Annotated in this window: 29 protein-coding genes, 2 tRNA genes and 1 rRNA gene; 9 read left to right on the top strand and 23 right to left on the bottom strand. The window is 35.2% G+C overall.

Translation table 11 applies throughout. The features are described from left to right. Nucleotides 1-35: 35 nt before the first annotated feature. The 3 genes from fsa to K5781_RS03300 are packed head-to-tail and all read right to left on the bottom strand — an operon-like array spanning nucleotide 36 to nucleotide 3342. Nucleotides 36-707, bottom strand: coding sequence for a fructose-6-phosphate aldolase (gene fsa / locus K5781_RS03310; RefSeq protein WP_297440688.1), 672 nt, complete (start codon nucleotides 705-707; stop codon nucleotides 36-38). Further along, nucleotides 704-1678, bottom strand: coding sequence for a transketolase family protein (locus K5781_RS03305; RefSeq protein WP_297440686.1), 975 nt, complete (start codon nucleotides 1676-1678; stop codon nucleotides 704-706). The genes fsa and K5781_RS03305 overlap by 4 nt, the downstream gene beginning before the upstream one ends. After that, nucleotides 1675-3342 carry a ribulose-phosphate 3-epimerase gene (locus tag K5781_RS03300; RefSeq protein ID WP_297440684.1) on the bottom strand — a complete coding sequence of 556 codons (1668 nt, stop codon included), beginning with the start codon at nucleotides 3340-3342 and terminating at the stop codon, nucleotides 1675-1677. Before K5781_RS03300 ends, K5781_RS03305 begins: the two co-directional genes overlap by 4 nt. 76 nt (nucleotides 3343-3418) lie before the next feature. Here K5781_RS03300 and K5781_RS03295 point away from each other — a divergent pair, with 76 nt between their 5' ends. Both K5781_RS03295 and K5781_RS03290 read left to right on the top strand, forming a co-directional pair. Next, the gene (locus tag K5781_RS03295) at nucleotides 3419-3808 is read left to right on the top strand and encodes a hypothetical protein (RefSeq protein WP_297440682.1); all 390 of its coding nucleotides are present in this window, start codon (nucleotides 3419-3421) and stop codon (nucleotides 3806-3808) included. A gap of 23 nt (nucleotides 3809-3831) precedes the next feature. After that, nucleotides 3832-5310: a leucyl aminopeptidase gene (locus tag K5781_RS03290; protein WP_297440681.1), complete on the top strand. Its 1479-nt coding sequence runs from the start codon at nucleotides 3832-3834 to the stop codon at nucleotides 5308-5310. On the opposite strand, the gene K5781_RS03285 is transcribed toward K5781_RS03290, so the two are convergent. Continuing rightward, a complete protein-coding gene (locus K5781_RS03285; RefSeq protein ID WP_255430846.1) occupies nucleotides 5307-5435 on the bottom strand; it encodes a hypothetical protein in 129 nt (42 codons plus the stop codon). The two genes, K5781_RS03290 and K5781_RS03285, sit on opposite strands and share 4 nt — an antisense overlap. Nucleotides 5436-5478: 43 nt before the next feature. Beyond that, nucleotides 5479-5598 (bottom strand): 5S ribosomal RNA (rrf, locus tag K5781_RS03280). A 92-nt stretch (nucleotides 5599-5690) separates the two neighbouring features. Here rrf and K5781_RS03275 point away from each other — a divergent pair. Next, a complete protein-coding gene (locus tag K5781_RS03275) occupies nucleotides 5691-7478 on the top strand; it encodes a ribosome biogenesis/translation initiation ATPase RLI (RefSeq protein ID WP_297440677.1) in 1788 nt (595 codons plus the stop codon). Between the two features lie 5 nt (nucleotides 7479-7483). Continuing rightward, the gene (locus K5781_RS03270) at nucleotides 7484-8311 is read left to right on the top strand and encodes a class I SAM-dependent methyltransferase family protein (RefSeq protein ID WP_297440675.1); all 828 of its coding nucleotides are present in this window, start codon (nucleotides 7484-7486) and stop codon (nucleotides 8309-8311) included. 2 nt (nucleotides 8312-8313) lie between these two features. On the opposite strand, the gene K5781_RS03265 is transcribed toward K5781_RS03270, so the two are convergent. Together K5781_RS03265 and rimI are read right to left on the bottom strand one after the other, a co-directional pair. Further along, nucleotides 8314-8529: a transcriptional regulator gene (locus tag K5781_RS03265; protein ID WP_297440673.1), complete on the bottom strand. Its 216-nt coding sequence runs from the start codon at nucleotides 8527-8529 to the stop codon at nucleotides 8314-8316. A gap of 37 nt (nucleotides 8530-8566) precedes the next feature. Beyond that, nucleotides 8567-9064 (bottom strand): ribosomal protein S18-alanine N-acetyltransferase, encoded by a 498-nt coding sequence (gene rimI, locus K5781_RS03260; protein WP_297440671.1) that lies wholly within the window; start codon nucleotides 9062-9064, stop codon nucleotides 8567-8569. A 73-nt stretch (nucleotides 9065-9137) separates the two neighbouring features. Here rimI and K5781_RS03255 point away from each other — a divergent pair, with 73 nt between their 5' ends. Then, on the top strand, nucleotides 9138-10247 hold the full coding sequence (locus K5781_RS03255) for a site-2 protease family protein (RefSeq protein WP_297440669.1): 1110 nt from the start codon (nucleotides 9138-9140) through the stop codon (nucleotides 10245-10247). On the opposite strand, the gene K5781_RS03250 is transcribed toward K5781_RS03255, so the two are convergent. After that, nucleotides 10239-11321, bottom strand: a complete 1083-nt coding sequence (locus K5781_RS03250; RefSeq protein ID WP_297440667.1) for a transcriptional regulator — start codon at nucleotides 11319-11321, stop codon at nucleotides 10239-10241. The genes K5781_RS03255 and K5781_RS03250 overlap by 9 nt on opposite strands. Before the next feature lie 50 nt (nucleotides 11322-11371). On the opposite strand from K5781_RS03250, the gene pyrE reads away from it, so the two are divergent. Beyond that, a complete protein-coding gene (gene pyrE / locus K5781_RS03245; protein ID WP_297440665.1) occupies nucleotides 11372-11977 on the top strand; it encodes an orotate phosphoribosyltransferase in 606 nt (201 codons plus the stop codon). Between the two features lie 112 nt (nucleotides 11978-12089). Here pyrE and K5781_RS03240 read toward each other — a convergent pair. Beyond that, nucleotides 12090-12163, bottom strand: a tRNA-Ile gene (locus tag K5781_RS03240). A 41-nt stretch (nucleotides 12164-12204) separates the two neighbouring features. Further along, on the bottom strand, nucleotides 12205-12837 hold the full coding sequence (locus tag K5781_RS03235; protein ID WP_297440663.1) for an iron-containing redox enzyme family protein: 633 nt from the start codon (nucleotides 12835-12837) through the stop codon (nucleotides 12205-12207). Between the two features lie 80 nt (nucleotides 12838-12917). Here K5781_RS03235 and K5781_RS03230 point away from each other — a divergent pair. After that, nucleotides 12918-12996: transfer RNA gene (locus K5781_RS03230), tRNA-Glu, on the top strand. Nucleotides 12997-13068: 72 nt separating this feature from the next. After that, on the top strand, nucleotides 13069-13890 hold the full coding sequence (locus K5781_RS03225; protein WP_297440661.1) for a polyprenyl synthetase family protein: 822 nt from the start codon (nucleotides 13069-13071) through the stop codon (nucleotides 13888-13890). On the opposite strand, the gene K5781_RS03220 is transcribed toward K5781_RS03225, so the two are convergent. From K5781_RS03220 to K5781_RS03170, 11 genes are read right to left on the bottom strand one after another with little or no spacing between them, the layout of a single operon-like run. Then, entirely contained in the window at nucleotides 13880-15364 is a 1485-nt protein-coding gene (locus K5781_RS03220; RefSeq protein WP_297440659.1) for an NADH-quinone oxidoreductase subunit N, read from the bottom strand. The two genes, K5781_RS03225 and K5781_RS03220, sit on opposite strands and share 11 nt — an antisense overlap. Before the next feature lie 12 nt (nucleotides 15365-15376). Then, entirely contained in the window at nucleotides 15377-17455 is a 2079-nt protein-coding gene (locus K5781_RS03215; protein WP_297440657.1) for an NADH-quinone oxidoreductase subunit L, read from the bottom strand. Nucleotides 17456-17458: 3 nt separating this feature from the next. Continuing rightward, entirely contained in the window at nucleotides 17459-19012 is a 1554-nt protein-coding gene (locus K5781_RS03210) for a NuoM family protein (RefSeq protein WP_297440655.1), read from the bottom strand. After that, nucleotides 19012-19317, bottom strand: a complete 306-nt coding sequence (gene nuoK / locus K5781_RS03205; RefSeq protein WP_014964447.1) for an NADH-quinone oxidoreductase subunit NuoK — start codon at nucleotides 19315-19317, stop codon at nucleotides 19012-19014. Before nuoK ends, K5781_RS03210 begins: the two co-directional genes overlap by 1 nt. Beyond that, the gene (locus K5781_RS03200; protein WP_297440653.1) at nucleotides 19298-19810 is read right to left on the bottom strand and encodes an NADH-quinone oxidoreductase subunit J; all 513 of its coding nucleotides are present in this window, start codon (nucleotides 19808-19810) and stop codon (nucleotides 19298-19300) included. Before K5781_RS03200 ends, nuoK begins: the two co-directional genes overlap by 20 nt. Then, complete coding sequence (locus K5781_RS03195; protein ID WP_297440650.1) at nucleotides 19803-20300, bottom strand: NADH-quinone oxidoreductase subunit I; 498 nt, start codon at nucleotides 20298-20300, stop codon at nucleotides 19803-19805. Before K5781_RS03195 ends, K5781_RS03200 begins: the two co-directional genes overlap by 8 nt. Continuing rightward, complete coding sequence (gene nuoH, locus K5781_RS03190) at nucleotides 20300-21601, bottom strand: NADH-quinone oxidoreductase subunit NuoH (RefSeq protein ID WP_297440648.1); 1302 nt, start codon at nucleotides 21599-21601, stop codon at nucleotides 20300-20302. The genes K5781_RS03195 and nuoH overlap by 1 nt, the downstream gene beginning before the upstream one ends. Next, nucleotides 21602-22738, bottom strand: coding sequence for an NADH-quinone oxidoreductase subunit D (locus K5781_RS03185; RefSeq protein ID WP_297440646.1), 1137 nt, complete (start codon nucleotides 22736-22738; stop codon nucleotides 21602-21604). A 2-nt stretch (nucleotides 22739-22740) separates the two neighbouring features. Next, the gene (locus K5781_RS03180) at nucleotides 22741-23337 is read right to left on the bottom strand and encodes an NADH-quinone oxidoreductase subunit C (protein WP_297440644.1); all 597 of its coding nucleotides are present in this window, start codon (nucleotides 23335-23337) and stop codon (nucleotides 22741-22743) included. Then, nucleotides 23337-23861, bottom strand: coding sequence for an NADH-quinone oxidoreductase subunit NuoB (gene nuoB, locus K5781_RS03175; RefSeq protein WP_014964441.1), 525 nt, complete (start codon nucleotides 23859-23861; stop codon nucleotides 23337-23339). Before nuoB ends, K5781_RS03180 begins: the two co-directional genes overlap by 1 nt. A gap of 40 nt (nucleotides 23862-23901) precedes the next feature. Then, the gene (locus K5781_RS03170; RefSeq protein WP_014964440.1) at nucleotides 23902-24234 is read right to left on the bottom strand and encodes an NADH-quinone oxidoreductase subunit A; all 333 of its coding nucleotides are present in this window, start codon (nucleotides 24232-24234) and stop codon (nucleotides 23902-23904) included. Nucleotides 24235-24388: 154 nt separating this feature from the next. On the opposite strand from K5781_RS03170, the gene K5781_RS03165 reads away from it, so the two are divergent. Then, the gene (locus tag K5781_RS03165) at nucleotides 24389-24853 is read left to right on the top strand and encodes a redoxin domain-containing protein (protein ID WP_297440639.1); all 465 of its coding nucleotides are present in this window, start codon (nucleotides 24389-24391) and stop codon (nucleotides 24851-24853) included. Nucleotides 24854-24868: 15 nt separating this feature from the next. Here K5781_RS03165 and K5781_RS03160 read toward each other — a convergent pair whose 3' ends face one another. Both K5781_RS03160 and K5781_RS03155 read right to left on the bottom strand, forming a co-directional pair. Further along, the gene (locus K5781_RS03160) at nucleotides 24869-25381 is read right to left on the bottom strand and encodes an acetyl-CoA carboxylase biotin carboxyl carrier protein subunit (protein WP_297440637.1); all 513 of its coding nucleotides are present in this window, start codon (nucleotides 25379-25381) and stop codon (nucleotides 24869-24871) included. Between the two features lie 6 nt (nucleotides 25382-25387). After that, entirely contained in the window at nucleotides 25388-26875 is a 1488-nt protein-coding gene (locus K5781_RS03155) for an acetyl-CoA carboxylase biotin carboxylase subunit (RefSeq protein ID WP_366847872.1), read from the bottom strand. Nucleotides 26876-26879 lie beyond the last annotated feature (4 nt).

The following is a 26879-nucleotide window of genomic DNA, read 5'->3' as shown; positions in this document are numbered from 1 at the left end:
TTTAATTTTTATTGTTTATTTTTCTAGTGGATACTCTATATTTTGATATCAGAGTTTCCAGCTTTGAGTTTTTCCCAGTCTTTAAGAAAATTTTCTAAACCAATGGTTGTTAACGGATGTAACATCATCTTATCTAAAACTCCAGGAGGCAATGTTGCAACATCTGCACCTACTTTTGCGGCATCAATAACATGCAATGGATGACGAACGCTTGCAACAAGAATTTGAGTTTTGATTGTTTGAGGATAATTTTCAAAAATTTTTTTGATTTCTTTAATTAGTTCCATTCCATCTTGTCCAATATCATCTAATCTTCCAATAAATGGACTAACATATTTTGCACCAGATTTTGCTGCAAGTAAAGCCTGGTTTGCAGAAAATATCAATGTAACATTTACTGGTATACCTTCAGAAGACAGAGATTTGCATGCTTTAAGACCATCTGGAGTCATTGGAACTTTAACTACAACGTTTTCTCCATATTGACGGAGACGTTTGCCTTCTTCCATCATTCCAGAATAATCAGTACTGACAACTTCTAGACTTACATCTCCTTTGATAATTTTTGTAATCTCTGCCATGGCATCTTTTGGATTGCCTCCTTCTTTTGACATTAATGAGGGATTAGTTGTAATTCCATCAAGTAGTCCCATATCATTGAATTTTCTAATAGATTCAAGATTGGCAGTATCTAGAAAAATTTTCATAATTTTTTACTCCTAATTTCTTTGACTTGTTTTGCTATATTAAAAGATGTTATTCCATGTTTCTCCAAGAGTAATGGAATTTCATTATCTCTTGCAGATTCCCCAAACATATCCTGGGCTCCAATTCTTTTAATGGGTACAGCGTAAGATTCAGAAACAGATTCTGCCACAGCTGAGCCTAATCCACCAAAAATATTATGTTCCTCTGCAGTTACTATACAACCTGTTTCTCTTGCAGCTTTTTCTAAAATTTCATCATCAATAGGTTTGATTGAAAACAGGTCTAAGACTCTACAAGAAATTCCTTCTTGTTGTAAAGATTCAGCAGCTTCTAAAGCCATTCTAACTGTAATACCACATGCTGCAATTGTACAATCAGACCCATCTCTTAACATAATTCCTTTTCCGATTTGAAACTCTTGTGATTCTGAATGGACAAGAGGAGTTTTTGATCTTGCCATTCTCATGTAAAACGGCCCATATTCTTTTGCCATTAATTGAGTCAATTTAGAAACTGCTACTGTATCTGCAGGAATAAAGACTCGGAAATTCGGAATTACTCGCATAATTGCAATATCTTCAATTTGTTGATGAGAGCCTCCATCTGGACCTACAGATAGACCACCATGGGAAGTGACTAATTTTACATTTAGTCCTTTTTTTCCAGGAGGAGAAGGGTATGCAACATTGTTTCTGATTTGATCAACTGCTCTTCCAGGCAAAAATATTGCATAAGTACTTGCAAAAGAAATTTTTCCAGAAAATGCTAATCCAGCTGAAACAGTTACAAGATTTGCCTCAGCAATACCCACATTAAAAAATCGATTTGGGAATTCTTTTCCAAATCCAGAAGTTTTTAGTGAATCAGTAGTATCTGCACCTAAAACAACAACATTTGGATTCTCCTTACCAAGTTGAATTAATGACTTTGAATATTCTGAACGCATATCAGTCATTACAGGGTCGTTCAAATGTATCCAACCTCCTGTGCAATTTTTTTAATTTGTTCTTGTTTTTCTCCAATTACGTGTAAGCCAATCCATTTGTTTACTAATTCAGAACCACCTAGTTCGTGTGCTTTATCAAGTAAACTTCGTCTTCTAGATTTCAAAACCTCAGTTCTGAAATCTCTGATAGCGCCTCTAACATCTTGTTGTCCAATAATTGCACCACCACCAACAAAAGCACGTGCACCATCGACAAAAACAGAGCCAATATTTTCAAGATTTACTCCTCCATCAGCCTCAATATAGCCAGTAAAATTATGTTCTTTTAAAATAGAATTTAGTCTGGACATTTTTTCATGAGTTTCCTCAATGTATTTTTGACCAGATTTTCCTGGAACCACAGACATGACAATTAGTTGATCAAGTGTGGGTAAAAATTTGTAAGACCATTCAGGCAATTCGGTTTCAGGGTTTATTGAAAAACCAACACCAACTTGATTTTGTTTTAATAAATCATGAATTTCACCAAAACTAGATTCATCAGTCACTTCTGCGTGTACAGTGATTATGTCACTACCAGCATCAATGTAATCCTTAACATATTTTACAGGTTCATTGATCATCAAGTGAGTATCAAATGGGATTACGGTTAGAGGTCTTAGTTCTTTAATTTTTATATGATCAAATGTTTTAGTTGGAACAAACTGTCCATCCATCACATCAAGATGGATATAATCAGCTCTGCCAGCAACACATCTTTTAACTTCATTTTCTAAATTAGTCATATCGCCAGCAATGATTGATGGAGAAATCATGAATTGTGAATCTAATTCAAGATTAATTATTGGAACAACATCAGAATCAGGAGCTTTTCCGTGCCATTGAGGATTATCTTCCATATGTTCTATAGATTTTCCTTTAATTGTTCTAGAAATTATCATTGTAGGCACTCCTTTTGTTGCATTTGCTTTTGCAATTGCAGCATCAATTTGTTCAATTCTATGTCCATCAATTTCAATTACATTCCAACCAAAGGATCTCCATTTATCACCTGTTTTCCATCGAGATGCATCTTTCCACATTTCTGAAAGATTATCACCTTCTAACTTTTCATCAAGTGGCATAACTTTTTCAGTGTAAGAATCTTGTTGAATAAAATTCCTATCTAGAAAAGCCGTAAGATTATCAACTTTGTATTTAGAAGCAGTCATTGCAGCTTCCCAAACTTGTCCCTCATCCGATTCACCATCTCCGATTATAGTATAGACATGATGATCTTTAGAATCAATTTTTGCAGCAAGTGCAATTCCAATTGAATAGGATAATCCTGTGCCTAAAGAACCCCCACAAAATTCTACTCCAGGACATTTCAAGTCTGGATGTCCTTGTAATTTACTGCCAAATTTTCTCAGAGTTTCAATTTCAGATTCTGGAAAATATCCTGCAACTGCCATATTAGAGAATAATCCAGGTGCGGCATGCCCTTTTGAGAGTACCAGACGGTCTCGGTCTTCCCATTGTGGATTTTTAGGATCAAATTTGAGATATTTGTTGAAGAGACATCCCAAAATTTCAGCCATAGAAAAGGAACCACCTGGATGTCCAGAACCTGCAATATTGGTTCCTTTGATAACTAATTTCCTAGCTCGGAGAACATTTTTCTTAATTTGATAATAGTTAAGCCCCATTCGATCGTATTCTTTTGGAAATTGAATAAAAATCTACTTCTGTAAAATTTTAATTTGATCGCTACTATCCATAATTATGGAAATCAAAGAAGATAATCCAATTGTTTTGTTTGATAATCAATGTTATCTGTGTATAAAATTTGCAAAAATAATGAATTTTTTTTCTAGAGGAAAATTGAAAATAATTGGACATTATTCAGAACAAGGTAAAAAAATTCGAGATGATATTTTAGATGATTCAGCATTGCAGATGTTTTGGTTCATTACTAAAAACAGAGCATATGGGGGAAGAGCTGCTCTAATACCATTGTTTAAAGCAATTTTAGTAAAGAGTACAAACAATAAATCAAAAATTAGATTTGATGAAGAATGCAATCAAGATTGTAAAACAATAAAAGCAGTTTTTGTAAGATCAACTAGTTTGATTACAAATAGTAAGACGATAGAACTAAGTAAATCTAAATAATACTTTGAAAAAAGAGAATCCATATGAAGATTAAGGTTGAAAGTTCTGCGAAAAAGAAAACTAATCTTCTGTGTGGATTTGTGTTAGAAAATACTAACAAACCCATGGGATTGCCAAAATTTGATACTAAAACAACATCAGCGATTAATCAGTCTCTTAAAGACATGGAAGGGAAACTAGGCAAACTAAGCATTATTCCAATCCCTGGAAAAAAACCTATACAGAGAATTCTACTTGCAGGTCTAGGAAAAAAAGAGAATCTTACTAAAGATACCATAAGATTTGTCTCAGGAAAAATTGCTCAGAAAGCCAGAGAATTGAAATTAGCTGAATTTTCAATTATATCACCTCCAAGTTTTGTATCAGAACCAGTTTCAGCAGTTTCTCAGATAATTGAAGGGACCAAAATGTCTCTTTACAAATTTGAAAAATTCAAGAGTGAAAAAGTAGATGCATCGCCCAATCTTACAATTATTGTTTCAAAATCAAATAAAATTTCAAAAGCTGTAAAAACTTCCGAGATTGTTACAGATGGTGCAATATATACAAAAAGTATTGCCAATTTACCTCCAAACGAATGTACTCCTACAACACTGGCAAACTTTGCAAAAAGCATGTCAAAGAAAAATAAAATGAAATGTAAAATAGTTTCAGAACCAGAATTAAAGAAAAAAGGTTTTGGTGGAATTTCAGCAGTTGGTCAAGGAAGTAAGAATCAACCAAGACTAATCATTTTAGAACACAGTCGTGGACCAAAAAATGAAAAACCAATTGTGTTAGTAGGAAAGGCAGTAACATTTGACACAGGAGGCATTTCACTAAAACCGGGAGCTTCAATGGATGAAATGAAATTTGACAAATGTGGTGGATGTACAGTATTGGGAATTATGAAAGCCGTATCAGAATTAAAACTACCAATTAATGTTGTAGGAATTGTACCCTCAGTTGAGAATATGCCAGGAGGAGAATCATATAGACCAGGAGACATCATTAAACTATACAGTGGTAAAACAGCAGAAATTCTAAATACAGATGCAGAAGGCAGATTGATTTTAGCTGATGCATTATCGTATGGAGAAAAACATTATTCGCCAAAGGCAATAATTGATTTTGCAACACTGACAGGTGCATGTATTGTAGCTCTTGGTACTAACGTTGCAGCAATTGTATCCAATGATGAAAAATTAAAAAAGAAAATCAAAGAATCTTCAAAGAATACAACAGAAGAAGTGTGGGAGTTGCCATTAAATCAAGACTACATGGACATGATAAAATCAGATGTTGCAGATATGAAAAATGTTGGTATTGGAAGAGCAGCAGGAACCATAACAGCAGCTGCATTTTTGAAAAATGCAATAGAAAAAACACCATGGATACATATTGACATTGCAGGTGTTGCATGGACACAACAGGCTACAAAAGAAAAATCATACAATCCAAAAGGAGCTACAGGATTTGGCGTCAGATTGATTTTAGATTACTTACAAAATTTGAAAAGTTAGTACCCTCTACTGTTTCTGTCTGGTTTTCCAACATTTGGATTTCTCCAACCATGCTTTTCCATCATGTGATTCATCAATCTAATGTCGTTATCACAAATTTCTCCACAAACAGAACAATTTGGCATGAAAGATTTTGAAAAACTCGATATTAATAGATTGTAAATTAGAAAATGCCAGCACCGTTGCTTCCCAAGAGCTCTCGCATCTTAGTAGCACAACAGCGACGTCAGGTTTGACTTCCAAGTTCGGAAAGGGATTGGGTCGCACCCTAACGCTATGGCCGGCTTGAAATTTCAAGCCAAATTCTCATCTATTAACGTAACGCAGGTTTTGAAAATGCTCAAAATAGGTATAAAGCAAAGAAAATACTCGATTAGAACATGACTCACAGAGTAGCCGTATTAGATCAAGATCTATGTCAGCCTCAAAAATGTGGTCTAGAATGTATAAAATATTGTCCTGTTAACAAATCAGGTGCAGAATGTGTCACCATAAATGAAGAGTCAAAAAAAGCCCAGATAGACGAGGATGTCTGTAATGGGTGTGGAATTTGTGTCAAAGTATGCCCCTTTGATGCAATCACAATTGTGAATCTTGCAAGTGAATTAGCTACAGATAAAATTCACCAGTATGGGATGAATTCCTTTAGACTTTACAAATTACCTACTCCAAAGAAAGGAGAAGTTGTAGGACTATTAGGCAGAAATGGAATGGGAAAAAGTACGGTAGTCAATATTCTATCAGGAAATCTTAAACCAAATTTAGGACGATATGAAAATCCTCCAGAATGGGATGAGATCTTAAAACATTATAGTGGAACAGAACTCAAACAACATTTTGAAAAAATTGAACAAAAGCAAATCCGCGCTTCAATAAAACCACAACAAGTACATCACATTGCAGAAGCATTTGATGGAACAGGAAAAGAACTTCTTGACAAATATGATGAACGCGGAGTATCAAGAGAGTTGATCAAAGAATTAGGATTAGAAAACTCTATGGAGCAAAGTTTGAAGGAATTAAGCGGTGGAGAATTACAAAGAATTGCAGTAGCAGCAGCAGCATCAAAAGATACAGAGTTTTACTTTTTTGATGAACCATCATCATACAATGATGTTTTTCAAAGAACAGGGGTTGCAAGAGTAATTCAAAATTTAGCAAAAATTGGAAAAAGTGTAATGGTTGTAGAACACGATTTAACGTTGTTAGATTTTCTAAGTGATTATATCGAAGTTTTATATGGAGAACCTACTGCATACGGCATTGTTTCAAATATTTTATCTACCAAAGTAGGAATCAATGTTTTTCTAGATGGATATTTACCAAATGAGAACGTAAGATTTCGAGATAAGAAATTTTCTTTTGATGTATCATCAACTACTACAGACATCTTCCAAGAAGGAAGTGAAATTGTTTCATATCCCAAATTAGTAAAAAAATATCCTACATTTTCAGTAGAAATTGAGCCTGGGAAAGTCAGAAAAGGAGAAATTCTAGGCATTATGGGTGCTAATGCATTAGGTAAAACAACAATGATGAAAATGATAGCAGGTGTTGAAAAACCAGATGTTGGAAGTGTTGATAAAAAAATAAAAATTGCATACAAACCACAATATCTTCAAAATGATCTTGATGTGGAAGTAATTTCGATTCTAGATAAAGCAAATGGAGATCCAGTAGAAGGAAGTATGGAAGAAGAGCAAATACTTGATCCGTTAAAAATTAAAAAACTCTATAACAAATCTATCAAAAATCTATCAGGTGGAGAATTGCAAAAAGTGGCAGTTGCCTCTTGTCTATTACAAAAAGTGGATTTGTATGCATTAGATGAACCATCAGCATTTTTAGATGTAGAAGATAGAATTGCAGTTGCAAAATTTTTACAAAAATTTGTCCGCTCTTTTGGAAAATCAGCAATAATTATTGACCACGATTTACAATTAATGGATTTAATGTCAGATTCAATGGTAATTTTTGAGGGAGAGTCAGGTTCTGCAGGTAGAGCAACATCCCCATTACCAAAAGCAGATGCGATGAATAGATTTTTGAAATCACTGGATATGTCATTTAGAAGAGACGAAAAAAGTTTGAGACCACGTGTAAACAAATTAGAAAGTAGACTAGACAAAGATCAGAAAGCAACCGGAAATTTCTACTACAAGCATTGACTCGAATGTTGAAAAAAGCACTAGAGAATGTGCTTACAGAGAAAGAAAGTGATGAATTGATTTCAGCATTTGATCAAATAGGAGAAATAATCATTGTAAGAATTCCAGATTCATTATTATCAAAAAAGAAAATAATTGGAAAAGCATTGTTAGATGAAGTAAAAATCGTACGAAGTGTATTCTATCAGGCATCAGCTGTAGAAGGAGATTTTAGAACAAGAGATCTAGAAATTCTTGCTGGTGAAGACAATACTGAGACTGAATACAAAGAATTTGGATGTAAATTTAGAGTAGATGTTAAAAATGCATTTTTTTCCCCTAGGCTATCAACAGAAAGAGAAAGAATTGCAAATTTGATTCAAGATGGAGAAATAGTAACCAACATGTTTGCAGGCGTAGGGATGTTTTCAATAATGGCTGCAAAAAGGAAAAAATGCACAGTGTATAGTCTAGATATCAACCCAATAGCTTCAAAATTGTGTGAGACTAACATTGCATTGAATAAACTTGCAGGAGATGTAATTTCTATAAATGGAGATGCAGCAAAAATTATCAAAGAACAGCTGATAGACAAGTCAGATAGAACACTTATGTTGTTGCCAGAGAGATCTGATGAATTTTTACAATCTGCAATTGACACTACAAAAGATGGGGGCATAATTCATTATTATTCACATATTCATGCAGATAAGAAAATAGATGCAGGCAAACTTTCAGAACAGCATTACTTGAATGTTACACCAGTAAAATCAGAGATTTTAGATTCCAAAATTGTCAGAGCTGTTGGTCCAAGATACTATCAAACAGTTGTTGATGTAAAAATTTCTAAATAAAATTAATCGTCAGTAATCGAAGCTGGAGAAGGTTTTGTTGTTGCCATAACATATCCAATCCATGCTATAACACCTAAAATTCCACCTGCAATCATTAGTACAGATAATTGTAATACAATAGGACTCCATTCAGACAACATTAACAAATATGCATAGAGAAAAAAGCCGCCAATACATAAAATAAAAATGGTAATGCCCATTCCTTTTCTCTTATCCATGGCGAAGAATTTTTTGTGAGTTATTTATTGGTTTGAACTAATTTAATTCGATTGCCATGAGATATGCATCTTCACCATCTCGATAGTAAGCATTTAGTTGTTGTCTGATAACGAATCCTAGTTTTTCGTACAATCTTACAGCTTCAGTATTACTACATCTAACCTCCAGATAGAACTCATCGCATTTTCTTAATTTTACACCATTTACAGATTCTTCAACAAGTGCATTTCCAATGCCTTTTTTTCGGTGCTCCTCAAGTACGGCAATAGACACAACATGTCCTTTTTTTACAAACCCTAGTTTCTTAAAATTTGAAAATCCAAATTCAGTTTTACACATAATATATCCTACATGTTTGCCACCAATTTCTGCAACAATGAAAGCTTCTGGAAGTTCTGCAAGTAAGCTTTCATAGAAATAATCAGAATAATGTTCAGGTAGAGTTTTTAGATTAATTTCCATTACTGAAATTAGATCGCTTGGCTCTGCTCTTCGAATATTACAATCTCCTAATTGACGTAGGATTACTTGCATGATATTAGATATTTTTATCAATATTTAATTTTAAACCAAAAGACCATTTAATGGAAAAATCTGGTCATAAAGTGTGGAAGACCCCTCACAAGAAGAGATTATTTCGTTAGTAAATTCAATTTTTCAAGTTAGTGACTTTACCAAAACTGAATTTTCATTAGAGTTTCAGATACAAGATACGGATTTCAAATCAAAGTTTGAAGGATTAGCAAGGAGATTAGAAAACATGAGTTATGTTTGCAAATTAGAAAAAATGGAAGATGGTGGACTATATGTTATCATTCAAAAATTTTCTCCGAAAAAACAGAGAAGATGGATGAGTACTGCTTGGACTCCAAGAATATTGTTTGCAATTGTAATAGGATTTGTTATGATTGATGGATACTACAGAACATCTGGAACAAATTCGATTGTAGAGATTGGAGATCCTCTAGAAATGGCAGCGGTCTATACATTGTCGCTTTTGGGGATTTTAGGAATTCATGAACTTGGCCACATTGTTGCAGCAAAAGCCCATGGATTAAAAACAACTTGGCCATACTTTATTCCCGGTCTTCCAGTTATTGGCATTCCAACATTTGGTGCATTCATTCAATCAAGAGGATTAACCATAAATCGTGAGATTTTGTTTGATGTTGCAATTGCGGGTCCCATTGCAGGACTAGTAATTGCGGTAATTGTTTCAATTTATGGGGCATATACAGCACCAGTATTAGATCCAGAAATTGCTGCAGGATTCTTTGAAGAATCAAAATTAATTGAATGGAATCAAGGAGAACCACTACTGATGACTGCTAGTTTGGCATTATTTGGAAAAGGAGGAGCAGGACATGAAGTGATCTTGACTCCCGTAATGTTTGCGGCATGGATAGGATTTCTAATTACATTTTTGAATTTGTTACCAGCTTGGCAGTTAGATGGTGGACATATGGCAAGAACATTGTTAGGAGTAAAACTTCACAGATATGCAACTTTTGGAAGTATAGGAATACTTGTTTTGTTGAATTATTGGTTAATGGCAATTTTGATTCTTGTAATGAGTTCAAGAAATCCTAGTGCATCCCCATTAGATGATGTATCACCACTTTCAAGAAATAGAAAACTTGCATATATTGGAATTATAGTTTTAGCAGTTTTGTGTGCACCGCTACCATCAGATTTTTTGCCAGCTTTTCTACCGTAATAGCAATCTTGCACCATCAGTTACAACTGCAACTTTCTGACGTGCACCTTGTGTTTTTAGAATATAATCCATAGAATATTTTATTCCCTGCATTGATATCATGTTTAGTTTCTTGGCATAAAATTCAGGCAAAATTGAAACCAAACCAATTTGAAATTTCTTTTGAATTTCAGAAAGGAACAAGAGATCCTCCATGCCATTAAGATATTTGGTAGGATTTCTTAGTTGTTCAATAGTTAATCTATCTTCAATGTATTGTTGTAATGCATCAGAGCCCAATCCACCTTTACATTCAGCCACTAAGATTGCAAGCCCATCTTGTTTGATAGCATTTGAACAGTTCCAAAGAGATGAAAAGGAATTACCAAGAGTGTCATTACTTGCATCTTTTCCAGTACTGATCACCATTGTTTTATGCTCACCTACATCCTTGATAGAATTAGATTCAAGAATTTTGGTTGAGGACATAGTTTCTGAAGGGTGACCTATGGTGAAATCTAAAATTCCCTCAGAATTTGCAATAATTTCTATTCCTTGAATTTCAAAATTATCTGTGAATTTTTTTGCTTCAGTCAAACTTTCAGGATATTGTCCAGGTGTTGGAAGATTTCCCTGTCTTTTTGCATATGCTGCAAGCATTGATTCTTGACCAAATTTTTTGACTAGACGAGTAGAAATAGTTTCATAACCAAACAATCCATTAAACTCCATTTCTCCCATGAAAACGAGATTTGAATTTTCCATTCCAACACTATCAAATTCATTGATTGAACTTCCTTCAGGTAGACCAGATTTTACTAAATTCAGGATTTTTTTATCGGTTAATATTTTTGGAAATGGTTTTGACTTTTGTTCACATAATGTAAACAATGATGAGATAATTTTTAGAATAGACTTGGAATTATGTAATACTACTAGTTCCATAGGTTTTGACAAATCAAGAGTGTTGAGTTTTTCATTGATCGCAGAATCATCCAAAACTTTGCCTTCAGAATCAATTTTTTGTTCAAGGTTTTCTGCCTTTATATCCAAAACTACGTCTGTAATTCCATAATTTAACCAGATTTCAGGCATAATTATCACTCAATACAAAACAAAATAAATCCAGTGTAGTTAACTTTTGTATGGAATTTGTAAAAGAGTTTGCAACATTTTTGCATCAAAAAGGCATTATAAAATTCGGTGACTTTACACTAGCAAGTGGAAAGCATAGTTCGTATTATGTTGATTTAAGATTAGTACCAAGTTATCCGATAGAATTCAGAAAAATGGTGAAATATCTTGAAAATCAAATTGTAGAAGATATTGGATTAGATAATTTTGATTCTATTGTTTCAGTTCCAACTGGAGGATTAGTGATTGCATCAGCATTAGCAATTGAAACTGTCAAACCATTGATCTATGTAAGAAGCAAGCCAAAAGATTATGGAACATCCAAATCAGTTGAAGGTAAAATTCATGACAACATGAAAGTTGTAATGATAGATGATGTTGCAACAACTGGAGGGTCAGTGGTTAATGCAATAAAATCTCTAAAAGAAGTCAATATCTCAGTTAAAGATGCATATGTTATTGTGAACAGAATGGAAGGTGCAGATGAAGCATTATTAGAATTAGGAGTAAAAATGCATTCAATTCTAAATATTTTACAGATTACTGAAGCACTGTATGAGCAAAATCTAATTGATCAAGAGATACTAGAAAAAGTCAAAAAGCAAATCAACAAGTAATTTTTGGCAGCTCAGTCAAATGCCTTCCAATCATCAATTCAGATATAACTCTGATTCTTCATTGCGGCCAAATAATTTTTGATGTGCTTATTTTAAAACTAATTGAAAATAATGGGCCCGAAGGGCTTCGATCCCTTGGCTCACCGGTTATGAGCCGGTTACTCTACCAAGCTGAGTTACGGGCCCTAAGCAAAGGAATTTTTTCTCAGGTATAAAATGTTATGAGATTAGCAGTATTCTTCGTAACAACTGTCAAGTAACAAGTTTTGTGCAGATATTGATTTGTCTGCAATTTCAATCAATTTTTCTGAATCAACTGAAGATTTCTCAAGTATATTTCTCCATGATGCAGCATGTCTAATATCAGCTTCAGTATGAAGTTTGAAATATTCTGTTGCTTCATTGCTTGTCAATCCATAGAATTCTGCTAGTCCATCAAGTTTGGTTTGGCTAATTTTTGGAATTTCTTTTTCAAATGCATACATTGCACATGCACCTCCATCAAAAGTATCCATTAATTGATTCAAGTCAGATACTGCTTTCTGGGTTTTAGATGTTCCAGAATATGAAACCAATTCATCTTCAGAAATTCCAAGTTCTCCAGCAAAAGCAATCCATGGTTTAATATGATCAGATTCCTCTTGTTGATTCTCAACTAATTCACTAATTACGCCATCAGGTGATTTTTCAATTATAGGAGTCATAAAAGAAGGAACTGCTTTCACAAGTTGAAAATATTCTTTAGAATATCCTGCAAGAGATTCCTTTGTTAATTTTCCATCAGACCACATTTGGTAAAATGGGTGTTTTAGTAAACTTCTCTCTTCAATCATTTCATCAATTTTCTGTATTATATTCATGATTCATCATCAATAATGCCAATAAAAAAATCTTTGTGGTTTACAAAAGATTTTATGATGATAATGCAGAATTTTCATGGGTTCCAGTGGTGTAGACCGGTCAAGCATACTGCCCTTTCAAGGCAGTGATCCCGGGTTCAAATCCCGGCTGGAGCACCAAGATTTATTTACTTATGGGAAAGTTTTTTGATCAGGCTCATCTTGGACAGGAAAAATATCGAGATTAATCCTTTGCTTGAAACCTATGGAAAATATATTCAACGAATAGACAAGGCGTTAGAAAATGAATTGTCTATTTATTCTGAATCTGAATTTATTGAACCTCTAAAGTATTCCTTAGAAGGAGGTAAACGAATCAGACCAATTATTTTGAATTTAGCGGCTGAAAGTGTGGGTAAAATTGATGAAAATGTACTAGCCGCATCATGTGCCGTTGAATTTCTTCACATGGAATCAATCATTCATGATGATATTATTGATAATGAAACAATGAGAAGACAAAAAGATCCATTCCATGTGAAATATGGATACAATACCAGTGTATTAACTGGTGATTTCGTACTAGGGTTGATTCTTGCAATATCGTCTAGATTAGACAATGCTAGAATTACTAAAGATTTGGCTACAACTGCTATGTTAATGAGCGAAGGAGAAATGATAGAGGGGAGATTAGAAACAGGTGAAGATGTAACATTTGATGATTACCTAAAAGTAATAGAATACAAAACTGCAGTAGCTTTTGAAGTTGCTGCAAGAATTGGTGCAATTATTGCAAATGGAACAGAAGAACAAATTGAAGCCTTAACTGAATATGGGAAAAATATCGGAATTGCATATCAAATTAGAGATGATTTGTTAGATTGGAAAAATGAAGACAAGTTATTCAATTTGCTAATTAAGAAAAGCTCTGATCCAAGAGATGTTTTTAATAAAATGGAAGAATTGCTTAAAGAATATTCAGAAAAAGCTAGATCAGGTTTAAGAAAAATCCCAGATAGTGATGCAAAAATAAATCTAGATAATTTAATTAAATTTACTTCGTTTAAGGCATAAGGCCTAAACTAATTACTGGAGTTGCAAATTCTACAAATTTGAGTAGTGGTTCTGGATATACACCAAATCCGACTAAGAAGATTGTTGAAAAGATCATTACAGCTATTACAGATTTTGGTTCTGCAATTCTCTTTTCTGTTTCTCCTTCAAAGTACATTTTTCTTGTAATCCAACCATAGTAAGCAAGAGATAATGCACTGTTAAGAACACCAGCGATTGCAAGCCAAGGTGCCCACCATAAAGCAGAAGTTGCATCTAATGCACTTCCAAATAACATCAATTTACTCCAAAATCCAGATAATGGAGGTACACCTGCAAGTGCGAACAAAGCAATAACTAGACCTAAAGCAGTGATTGGCATTCTTCGTCCTAATCCTTTTAGTTTGTCAATGTGAGTAACTGCAAGAGTTGTAACAATACCAGCGATTGCAATAAAGGCAGCACCTTTCATCACAGCATGGTTCATGATTTGGTACAGAGAACCTTGTAAACCTAAAGAACTATGTGGAGCAACTGCAAGTCCAATTAGGATATAACCTGCATGTGCAATACTGGAATAAGCCAACATTCTTGAAATGTTCTTTTGCATAATTGCGGCAACATTTCCTACAGTCATTGTCATTACTGCAAGAATACCAAGAGCTAGTGTCCAATCAAGATTTAGAACAACCATACCAAGAACTACAATTCTAATTGTTGCAGCAAAACCTGCTTTCTTTGTTGCAGCAGCTAATAAGGCAGTAATGGTAGGAGGAGCTCCGTCATATGTATCGGGTAACCACTGATGGAATGGTACAAGACCCATTTTGAATCCGAATCCTGCAATAAACATTCCAACAGAAAGTAATGCAAGAGGCAACATGGAAGGATCAAGTGTTGAATAACCGTGAATAACTTCTCCAATGTTTGTAGAACCAGTTAATCCATAAGATATTGAAATTCCGTAAACTATGATAGCAGAAGACAGTGCACCAAACAAGAAATATTTCAGAGCTGCTTCGTTTGAGCTTGGATTCTTTTTCATATATCCAACCAAAATGTATGTTGGAATACTCATTAGCTCCCATGCAACAAATAGCATGATCAAATCAGTTGAATATGCAACAAGCACCATACCAATGGTGGCAAGTAAAATTAGTGAGTAGTAAACAGCAGGCGAATTATGTTTTCTCATATAATTGAAAGAGCCAACAGTTGTGAATACAGCAACAATTAACATTGCAATTGCAAAGAAACCTCCAAAGGCATCATCAACAATTACATCCTCTGAGAAAAGAGCAGATGAAGCAATGTTTTCATTAATGAATTGATATCCAACATATCCCATGGATACAATTAGGGCTGCAAATGCAATTACTGCATAAAATGAATTAGAACCTTTTTCTTTTCTTGCAATGCTGATTATTGGAAGAAGAATTCCAACGGTACCCAAAATTGCAATTATTATCAATGGAGTTGAAGTAATTTCGATCATTTCATAATTCTCCTATATCAACAATATCAGAACTACAAATAGTAATCCTGCTCCAAATACGAATAGATATGATTGTGAAACACCGGTTTGAGTTCCTTGGACAACTTTGGCACTCCAACCAACTGCTTTTTGAACTCCAGCATTCATACCGTAATCGATAGCCGTCTTTTCAAAGTATCGTGAAATTGCTCTTGCCAACCACAGTGGTGCCACTACAAAGCACCAGTAGATTATTGCATTAAGATACCATCTGTTTAAGATAACTTTGTGAATTGCATAAAAGAAAATATTTGAATTGATAAATTTCACTGGATCAACCCATCTTCCAATGTAAAATATGTACCCAAGTCCTATACCTGTTGCAAATGCTACTAATGATGAACCAAGTGCAACTGGGTTAAGTCCTTGTAAGAATTCTGGTAGTATTGATGCTTCATCAGTACCATGAGCAGTGTGAATACCAAATGAGTGTTCAAGATAATCAGTAAACAAGTGATGCAATCCTTCTTCAGTAGATAATCCAATAAGCCCAATACCGATTGTAAGAACTGCAAGAATTCCATATGGAACCCACATTGATAAAGATGCTTCATGAATGTGATGTCCTTCTTCTTCCATCTTTTCGATATGTCTACTCTTCTTTCCAAAGAAGACCATACCAATCATTCTTGTTGTATAAAATGCAGTTATGATAGCAGTAAGTACTGCAATTATGTATAGTGGTAAAGCCCATTCATTACCTGATTCATAGACTGCTGCAAAGATTGCATCTTTACTCCAGAAACCTGTTGTGATAAATGGAGCACCCATCAAACCAAGTCCTGCAGCCCACATGAATGCATAAGTTTTCTTCATCTGTTTTCTTAAACCACCCATATCAGTCATGAATCTAGAACCAACAATATGCAACAAAGAACCTGCTGCCATAAACAATGAAGCCTTGAACATAGCGTGAGAAATCAAATGGAAAAATCCTGCAGTGTAACCATCTACATATTGGTGAGATAGTCCTGCAACACCTAATGCCATCATCATGTAACCAATTTGTGAACCTGTTGAATAAGCAAGGACTTTCTTAATTTCAGGATTAACCATACCTTGTGTTGCAAGTAATAATGCAGTGATAGCACCAACCCAAGCAACAATTTCAAAGAACTGATCTGCCATAATTCCTGCAGCACCCAATGCAAATACAAGTGGACCAATTCTTGCAACCAAGAAGACACCTGCTTTTACCATTGTAGCAGCGTGAATTAATGCAGAAACTGCAGTTGGACCAGTCATTGCTTCTAGTAACCATTCATTTAGTGGGAATTGTGCAGATTTTCCTACAGCTCCGCCAAATAACAAAACAAATGCAGGAACTAACAATCCTTGAGCATTCATAGCCATTGCCCAATCAGTAGAACCCATTAATTCCTTGAATCCAAATGTTCCTGCAAATAAGAATATCAAAAGCATACCTGCAATCATCATTACATCTCCAACCTTGGTCATGATGAAGGCCTTCATTCCAGCGTGTGTTGGTGCATAGTAATCTAACATTCCTAGAACAGTACGTCCTTCTGTACCAACATGATCTTTCTTTTTGTCACGATACCAAAAGCTGATCAAAGCATATGATGCAAGTCCTACACCTTCCCATCCAAAGAATACTTGCAACAAGTTATCAGACAAGACAATCAATTGCATTGAACCAATAAAGAACATCATCCAGAACCAGAATCTTGTAATGTCTTTGTCACCTTTCATGTAACCAGTACTGTAAATCATAATCAAGAAGGAAATCCAACCAACTACATTTGCCATAATTATTGAAAGTGGATCAGCTAGAACACCTGCTTTGAGACCAATTGCCTCAATCCACATTATTTGATCATGAATTTCATGTGCTTCTAAAGCCATTGGTAGCATTGATGCTGCAGAAAGAGCACTCATTAATGCAAAACCAACTGCAACAAAGCCAGTTGCATTCTTGGATAATTTTCCAATTCCTGGCATAATCATTGCAGCTGCAAAGGGTAAAATCCAAACTAGCCAAGCACTTGCAGCTCCAACTTCAAATGGTAATCCAATAGCTTCGGTTGCCATAATCTATACTCCCAACACTCCGTTCATGTATGGAATAATTGTCTTCAAGAAAATATCTGGATAAATACCAACTACAATTGAGAAGCCTGCTAATACCATCATTGGAGCTGTCATGTACCAACTTCCTTCTTTGACATTTTCTAGATGTTCTGGAGTCTTTCCAAAGAAGACACGTTTTAGCATCCAAAGCATGTAAGACATTGTAAGTGCAGTTGCAACAAGACCCAAACCAAATGTTACAGCTCTTAATGTTGAACCTTCTTCGATGGCAGTCTCTAATGCACCGTAAAATAGAATCCATTCTCCCATAAAGCCACTTGTTGGTGGAACTCCCATGATAGTCAATGCACCAATAACTGCACATACTGCAGTAATAGGCATCTTTCCTGCTAATCCGCCTAATTTTGAAATACTTCTAGTTCCAACTTTAACAATAATAATTCCCGCCATCATGAAGAGAATGCCTTTTCCAATTCCGTGTGTTACATACATCATCTCTGCGCCTGTAAGACCAAGTGAGGACATAGAACCAATTCCAAACAAAAGATAGCCCATCTGACTGATACTAGAATAAGCAAGGAGACGTTTTAGATCATCTTGCATTAACGCCATTGCGCCACCATAAATCATAGTGACAAGACCCCAGATATGGAACCAAATTGAAAGTTCTGCAAATGTTAAGGGTAAAAATTCTACAATTAATCTGAAAAGACCATAAGCTCCAATTCCGATCATTGCAGGTGACAACAATGCACTGATTGGGGTAGGTGCTGAGCCGTGGACGTATGGTAACCAAACATGGAACATAAAGACTGCTAGTTTGACCCCAAGTCCTATTGAAATCGCAACAGCAGAATACATCGCAATGTCTGCAGGGATTTCAGATTCTTGAATATCTGCAAAGTCAAAGCTGCCAATAGTAAGCCCTATCATCAAAAATCCTAAGAGTAAAACAACTGCACCGGCATGAGTCCAAAACAGGAACATTAAACCAATCTTTCTTCGTGGACCATCACCCCAAAGAGCAACCAAGAAGAAACCAGGAATCAACATCACTTCAAAGAAGATGTAAAATTCAATCAAGTTTGTTGCAAGAACTGTTCCAAGCATTCCCATTGCAAATACAAGATAGAGTGCAAAGTAAAGACCAGATTTTGCATTTACATAATCAGATAGAGATGAAGATTCAACAACTGAAGTTTGGCCACTTCCAGAACTATGGAGATTCTTTTCTTCCTCAAATTGTTCATGGAATTTGTGAATCATATATGGTTTTGAGTAGAGTGCTAAGATTGTAGACAGCACATAGATGATAATTGCAAACGGAGATGCCAATCCATCCAGTAAGAAACCAAACTCACCAAACTGTTCAGTCCATGGGTAATGTTCTTCTACGGTTCCAGAAAGTGCTGCATTGATTACAAGAATTGTAGTGTATAACAAAATTGCAAATGTAAACCACATTGCAGGAGTTGGTCCTACTTTTCTACCGATAATGTATGCTACTGGTGATAATAATAGTGGCAAGAAAACTGCCTGTAGTAATGCGTATTCCATTATCCTTTCAAGCTCCTGAAGTCTGCAATATCGACATTCTGATACATTCTGTATGCTACAATGATTAATGATAGTCCAACTGCAACTTCTGCTGCAGCAATTGCAATGGAGAATAATGCCATGGTTTGGCCACCACTATGAGGTAAGAATCTACCAAATGCAACTATATTCAAATTTGCTGCGTTGATTATGATTTCAACGGCAAATAGCATTCTGATAAAGTTACGTTTAACTGCAAGGCCATAGATTCCTATGCCAAGTAAGGCTACAGATACAAGTGTGAAATCAACTAGCTCGCTGGTCATTCTCCACATCCTCACGTTTGGCTAAAATTAGTGCACCAGTAACAGAGCCAGCAAGTAATAATCCCATCAAGATTAATGCAGGCCAATAATACGTTACAAAGTCAGTTCCTATATCTCTAAAGTCAGTTGCAGGTTCATCAGTAGTTATTGTTTTGATTCCTGAATCCAAAAATACTGCCCCTAATGAAACCATAATCACAAGCATCAAACCAATACCTGCAAATTTCCTTCTTTTATCTTCAATTTTTTTGAAGATTAATTCTCTTTTTACTAACATCACAGTAAACAAAATCAAAACAGCAATGGAACCTACATAGACAGCTAATTGGAATAATGCAACAAATGGTGCATCAAGCAAGAAAAAGAATCCGGCTATTCCACCCAAAGTTCCCATCAAAGCAATAGAACCATAAATCAACGAACGTAATTCTAGTGCAGCAATTGCTGAACCAATTGTAATTACAGTTAATGCAAGAAATGCTGCATCAGCCATGTGTTGCACCTCTATCAGATATTTGGATTTCACTGTCCTGAGCAACATATGGTTTTACCTGAAGTTGTGCAGGGGTGTAAATCAAACCTTCTTTCGTAAATGAAGATAATTCATAATCATTTGTCATGTAAAGTGCATAGAATGGACATGCATCTACACAAAGACCACAGAAAACACATTTTCCATAATCAATTTGAGGCATGATTGATTTTTTATTTTGTTTTTGTTCTTCTGGAACTTTTACCATTGCAATAGCTTCTGCCACACCTTCACATGCAATAGAACACAATTGACAACCAGTACAGTGATCATGGAATAACATATGTCGTCCTTTTAATCCTGCAATTCCAACCCCAGTAGATGGATCAAACTGATAACCATCACCTACAAACTTTAGTTTCTCTTCAGGATAACGTAATGTAAATCGTTTTGTTGCAATATGTTTAATTCCAGAATTGAGTGCACGAATAATTCCAGTTGCAGTTCCCATTATTGTAATCCTCCCGGTCCTAACACTCCAGCGTAAAGCAAGCCAAGTGCAATAAAGATGTTAACGAAAGCTAGACCAATTAATTTGGTCCATCCAAGACTCAATAACATATCAACTCTGATTCTTGGGAATACACCTCTTGGTAACAATATGAAGAATATGACACCTACAGTTTTTAGAACAAACCAAAGTGTACCATTAAGCATCTCTTGAGTAAATAATGGCAATCCAGGGAATGGTCCTGCAGTGATAGGACCCATTTCAATTCCTTTTTCAAGAAGCTCTGCTGGGAATGGAGGTACAACCATCGGACCATTCCATCCACCCAAGAAAAGTACAACAAACAATCCTGCAAATGCATAGAGTTTGAGATAAGTTCCTAATTGGACAAGTCCATACATCATTCCAGATAATTCAGTTAACCATCCGGCTACAATCTCACTTTCTGCCTCTGGCAAATCAAATGGAATTCTTTCCAACTCTGCAAGCATGGTTATGAAAAATACAATTGCACCAACTGGCAAAAATACAATCCACGGAAAACTAGATTGACTAGCAGCAATCTCAGATAAATTGAGAGAACCGGTTAACATTACAACTCCCAATAACGACAAAATTAGTGGAATTTCAAATGAGACCATTTGGAATAATGCTCTGATGCCCCCAATGAATGGGAATTTGCTGTTTGCAGACCATGCAGAAAGAATTGTAATAATGGGGAAGAATCCAATTACTGCAAATACTCCTAGCAATCCCATCTCTACATCTGCAACAACCCAACCAGGTGCTACAGGAATGAATGCAACAAATGCTGCGGCAGTTGCAACAAACAATACAGGTGCAGCCCAGAAAATTGGTTTATCAGCTTTTGCTGGAATGATAATTTCTTTTGAGATTAATTTTAGACCATCACCCATCAATTGTAAAATACCTTCAACCTTTCCACAGTAGAAAGGTCCAACTCTTAATTGTAATTTTGCAAGCATCTTTCTTTCAACAAAAATTGTAGCTGCTGCCAATAGTGCTGCAAATCCAAATCCTGGAAATGCCATAACTCTGAAAATATCAGTTGCCATGAATGCTTTAATAATTGGAAGAGTACGTGACGGATCCGCTATCCAAGTTAATGCAAGGAATGGTGTAAGTAATTCTCCATCGATAACAGGCATTTCGATTACAAACAGAACCATGAACACTGCTGGAATACCAATCAAAACTAATAGAAACACAGCCCAAAAGGCATTATCAAGTAATGATTTGATAAATTCACTAAGTTTGAAATTTGGTGCAATAACTGACATTTATCGGTCTGCCTCCACTGGCCAATAGTTTAGACTCCAATAAACTGATGGCATATTTCCAAGTTTTTCACCTTTGAGAAGATTTGGTAAAGCAATCAAGTTTCTAAAAGAAGGAACGCTCAATTTTACTCGATATGGTTCTGTTTTAGCATCAGATACAATATAGCAACCAAGTGAACCTCTACCAGACTCTACACGTTTGTAGACAGATTCAAGTCCCTTAGTTTTTGGATTTGGTTTTAGTTTTACTCTTACAGAACCAGACTTTGGCATTTTTTGTAATGCTTGTCTAATAATATTACAACTCTCAAGCATGTCAAGCCATGGAATTCTGGATCTTGCATAAGAATCTCCTTCTTTCATTACATTGGTGTGGACATCTAATTCATCATAGACATCATATGGTTCCTTTATTCTAAGATCATAATCAACACCACTTGCACGAAGCACAGAACCAGTTGTTCCATATCGAATTGCATCTTCTCTAGATAAAACTCCAGTATCTCTTGTTCTTGAAATTAAGATAGGATTATCATAAAAGACTGCAGCATATTCTTTGATACGCTTTTCAAAATAGTTAACTTGACGTAAACAAACATCTTCAAAGTTTGGTGGCAAATCATTTCTAACTCCACCTGGAACAAAGTGTGCATGTGTTACTCTAGCACCAGTCATTTTTTCCATAAGATCAATTAAGAGTTCACGATCTCCTGCAGGCCACATAAACATAGTAGAGTGTCCTAAGAAGATTCCATAGATTGCAAGCCAGTACATGATGTAAATACATCTGTTTAATTCAGATGCAATTACTCGAACATACTTTGCACGTTCTGGAACTTCAATTCCAAGAAGTTCTTCTGCACCCAAAACATATGGGTATAAGACATTACACGAATCGTGAATTACTGGTCTTTCTAAGTGAGGAATATTTGTAATGTAATTTCTATACTCGGCCATTTTTTCTTCTCCACGATGAACATATCCTGGATCTGGATCACAAGCAACAATGTAATCACCATCAATTTGTACAACAATTCTCATGTGCCCTGAACCTGGATGTTGTGGACCAACATTGAGAGTCATGATTCTCTCATCGACTTTTTGGAGTGCTAATCCTGGTGGTAATTCTGTAGTCATATCTATCGTCCCTTTATTGCAAAGTCCTTTCTAAGAGGTGGTAAATCTGCCCAATCTTCAGGTAAAAGTAATCGTCTATTATCAGGATGACCTTCAAAGAAAACGCCAAACATTTCAAAAACTTCTCTTTCATGAAATTCAACACTGTAGAAAACATCTCTAAGTGTTGGAAGTTTTGTTGCATCATTTCCTGGAATTGGATTTGTCTCTCTTTGAGCTCTTGTAGCCAAAACTAGAATTTGTCTTGCTAATGAAGAATCAGAATAAGATCCGATATGATAAACAACTTCAATTTCATTATCTTGAGGGTAATCTACGCCTGAAACAGATTCAACATGATCATAATTTAGCCCATCACGAATGAATTCAGCAACTTCGTGAACATTTTCTCTTCCAACATTAATTCTAACTCTATCTTCTTTTACAAATGCAACTTCTACTTTGTCACCAAATTTTTCAACAATTTTATCTGAAATACCTTTTTCAAATGCAGGTAATTCTACAGGTGCGGGCTCTGGTTTTTTTGGTGCAGCTTTAGGTGGAGGTGATTTTGTTTCAGGGTTGGCAGATGCAGAAGGATTTTCAGTTTCAGTACTCATTATACAAACTTCCTAGCCTTCATTCTCTTAATTTTTTCTTGCAATAACATACATCCTTGAATGAGAGTTTCAGGTCTAGGTGGGCAACCTGGAACGTAGACATCAACTGGAATAACTCCATCAATTCCTGGAAGTACATTGTATGAATCAAAATACAATCCTCCAGTAATTGCACAAGCTCCCATAGCAATTACATACTTTGGTTCTGGCATTTGATCATAAACTAATCTGAGACGTGGTGCCATCTTTCTTGTAATAGTTCCTTGAACAACTACAAGATCACATTGTCTGAGTGAACCAAACGCTTCAATGATACCAAATCTTTCAACATCATATCTAGGACTTGATGCTGCACCAAATTCTACACTGCAACAAGCTGTTTCAATGTGGACAGGCCAGAGTGACCAAATTCTACCCCAATTAATGGCATAGCCCAATGGTTTATCAATTGCTTTTTCTAAAATGTCTCCTAACTTTCCGACAAAGACATTTGCATTTTCTGGTGTAACTAAATCTTTAAGCAATTTTATCCCCTATCCTCGTAAATGCAATTTATATAAAAAACTACCATATTCTTCTCCTCCCGGATTGGTATAATGCAAACGCCATTGCACCAAACATTATAGCTAAGAACCCCATCATTGGTAAAGTTGCAATTTTTGGAATTTCTAAAAGTGCACTTCCCCATGCGTACAAGAAAATTGCCATCACATCAAATACTACAAACATTAGGATATACGGATAATATTGCATCATGAAATGTGTTCTTCCTTCTCCGGATGGGACTTGGCCACATTCCATTGGCAAAAATTTTACAGGATTACTTCTTTTTCGAGGAGAGATCATTCTTGAAATAACTAAAGCTGGTGCCATTGCTACTATGCCAAACGCAAACATCAATACAACGGTACTATAATTGCCCGCTAATTCCCCGACCAATTTAGCTTTTCACCCTGATTTTTGTATAAAAAGGTATGTTTCGTTTTTGGATCAAAATTTGAAAAAATTAATTTTTGTAAAGAACTTAATAGGATAACACCAAATGGCGATCATGTCATTAAACGTAGGTGATACTGCTCCAAGTTTTGAACTAGCAGATACAGAATTGAAAATGAGGACTTTGGATGAATTTAAAGGTGGAAAAATAGTCCTGTCATTCATAGTAGCAGCTAGTTCTCCTGTTTGTGAAGTAGAACTTTGTACATTTAGAGACTCTTGGAAAGAAATTTCAGATATGGGTGCCAAAGTCATAGCAATTAGTAATGATGGTCCATTTGCAAACAAAGCATTTGCAGAAAAACACAACTTTAACTTTCCATTATTAGCAGACTATACAAGCAAGACAATCAAAGATTATGGTGTTTTAATGCCAGATTTACTTCACATCAAGGATTACAATGCAGCTAAACGTTCTGTTTTCATAATTAATGAAGATGGAAAAATTGGTTACAAATGGGTTTCAGAAGATCCTCTAAAAGAACCAAACTATGAAGAGATTAAAGATTTCTTAAAGTAAGAAAAAAGAATTATTTTATTCTAAATCTGTTATAATGTCACCTTTAGCAACAGTTGCACCTTCTTTGATTTTGAGATTTTTAACAATCCCATCTTTGTGAGCTTTTACTGCAACTTGCATTTTCATTGATTCTAGTGTACATACAACATCTCCTTTCTTAACCGAATCATCTTCAGCAACTGCAATAGATACAACTTTTCCTGGAATTTGGCTCTTTAATGCTAACTGAGCGCTGCCAGTTCCACCACCACCAGAATTTTTGAAAACAACTTCATCGAAATGAGTGTTCATGTTAAGTGTAATCGGAACATGATCAATTACAAGATTCATTTCATTTGTAAAAGTCTCAAGATATTTTGCTGTATGATATTGTTGATCTAAGATAAACTCTATTCCTTTTGCATTCATGTTAATAATTTTTAATTGATGTTCTTTGTCATTTATCTTAATTACATAATCATTGTTACCCAAGTTTTCAACAATTCTTCCATCAAATGATTTTTCAATATCAGATATCTTATAGTTCATTAATCATCAATCCAGTTTATTTTTCCATGTTGCATTGCCAGTAGTGTTACTTTGAACTCTGTTTTTAAAATATTCAGAATGAATAATGGCTGCAGCCAAAGCAGCTTCACTTTTCTCTTCTTTTTCTTTCTTAAGGTCTTCAGATAATTTATCAATCATATCATAACGCTTCAAAAAGTCAGTTGATAGTTCACCCTTTTTGTATTCTTCAGAGTTTAGAATTGTTTTGTAAAGAGGAATAGATGTTTCAACACCTTCAACATACATATCATTTAATGCAGTAAGCATTCTTGTTCTAGATTCTTCAAATGTTGGTCCCCATGTACAGAGTTTTGCCATTAATGAATCATAAAATGGGGATACCGTGGATCCGGGATAAAGGTAAGTGTCACATCTAACATTTGGTCCTGCAGGAATTGTTACGTCTGGAACAGGCCCAGTTGAAGGTGCAAAGTCCAAAAATGTATCTTCTGCATTAATTCTACATTCAATAGCATAGCCGTTCATCTTAAGATCTTTTTGTTTGAACGGAAGTGGTTCTCCGTTTGCAATATCAATTTGTAATTTTACAAAGTCTAAACCTGAAACCATTTCACTAATAGGGTGTTCAACTTGAAGTCGTGCGTTAATCTCAATAAAATAAAATTCACCATTATCTGCTCTCAAGAATTCGGCTGTACCAAGATTAGTATAATCAACTGCTTCTGCTGCTCTAACAACTATTTCACCAATTTCTTCTCTTTTTGCATCATCTACTACAGGTGATGGAGTTTGTTCAATTAGTTTTTGGTTTCGTCTTTGAATGGAGCATTCTCTTTCAAAAATATGTACTGCATTCCCATGATGATCTCTACACATTTGATATTCAATGTGTCTTGTTTTTTCTAGAAATTTTTCAACAATAATAGCAGATTTTCCAACAGCAGCAATAGATTCAGAGGTTACTGTTTCAAAACCTTCATGTAATTCTTTGTCATTAGTTACTATTCTAATTCCTCGACCACCACCACCATAAACTGATTTTAACATTACAGGATATCCAATATCATTTGCAATTTTTGCTGCATCATTTGCATCTTTAACTAATCCTGGGCTCCCAGGAACAGTCGGAACTTTAGCTTTGAGCATTGCAGCTTTACATTCCATCTTATCACCACACAAATTCATAGAGTCAGCAGAAGGACCAATGAAAGTAATTTTATTTTTTTCACATAATCTTGCAAAGTCATCATTTTCAGATAGAAAACCATAACCAGGATGTACAGCATTAGCACCTGAAGATAACATAACATCAAGAATTTTTTCTTGATTTAGATAGGATTTTGCAGGAGCTGCCTCACCGATATGATAAGATTCATCAGCTTTCTTTACATGTAATGAATTGCGATCTTCATCAGAATATACTGCAACAGTCTTGATTCCTAATGCATTGCATGTTCTAATTACTCTAAGTGCAATTTCTCCTCTATTAGCAATTAGTACTTTTTCAATCATCATT

It is taken from the genome of Nitrosopumilus sp. (assembly GCF_025699255.1).
In the GTDB taxonomy this organism is placed as follows: Archaea; Thermoproteota; Nitrososphaeria; order Nitrososphaerales; family Nitrosopumilaceae; genus Nitrosopumilus.
The sequence above is the reverse complement of the archived record's forward strand: the minus strand, read 5'-3'. Positions and strand labels throughout refer to the sequence as shown.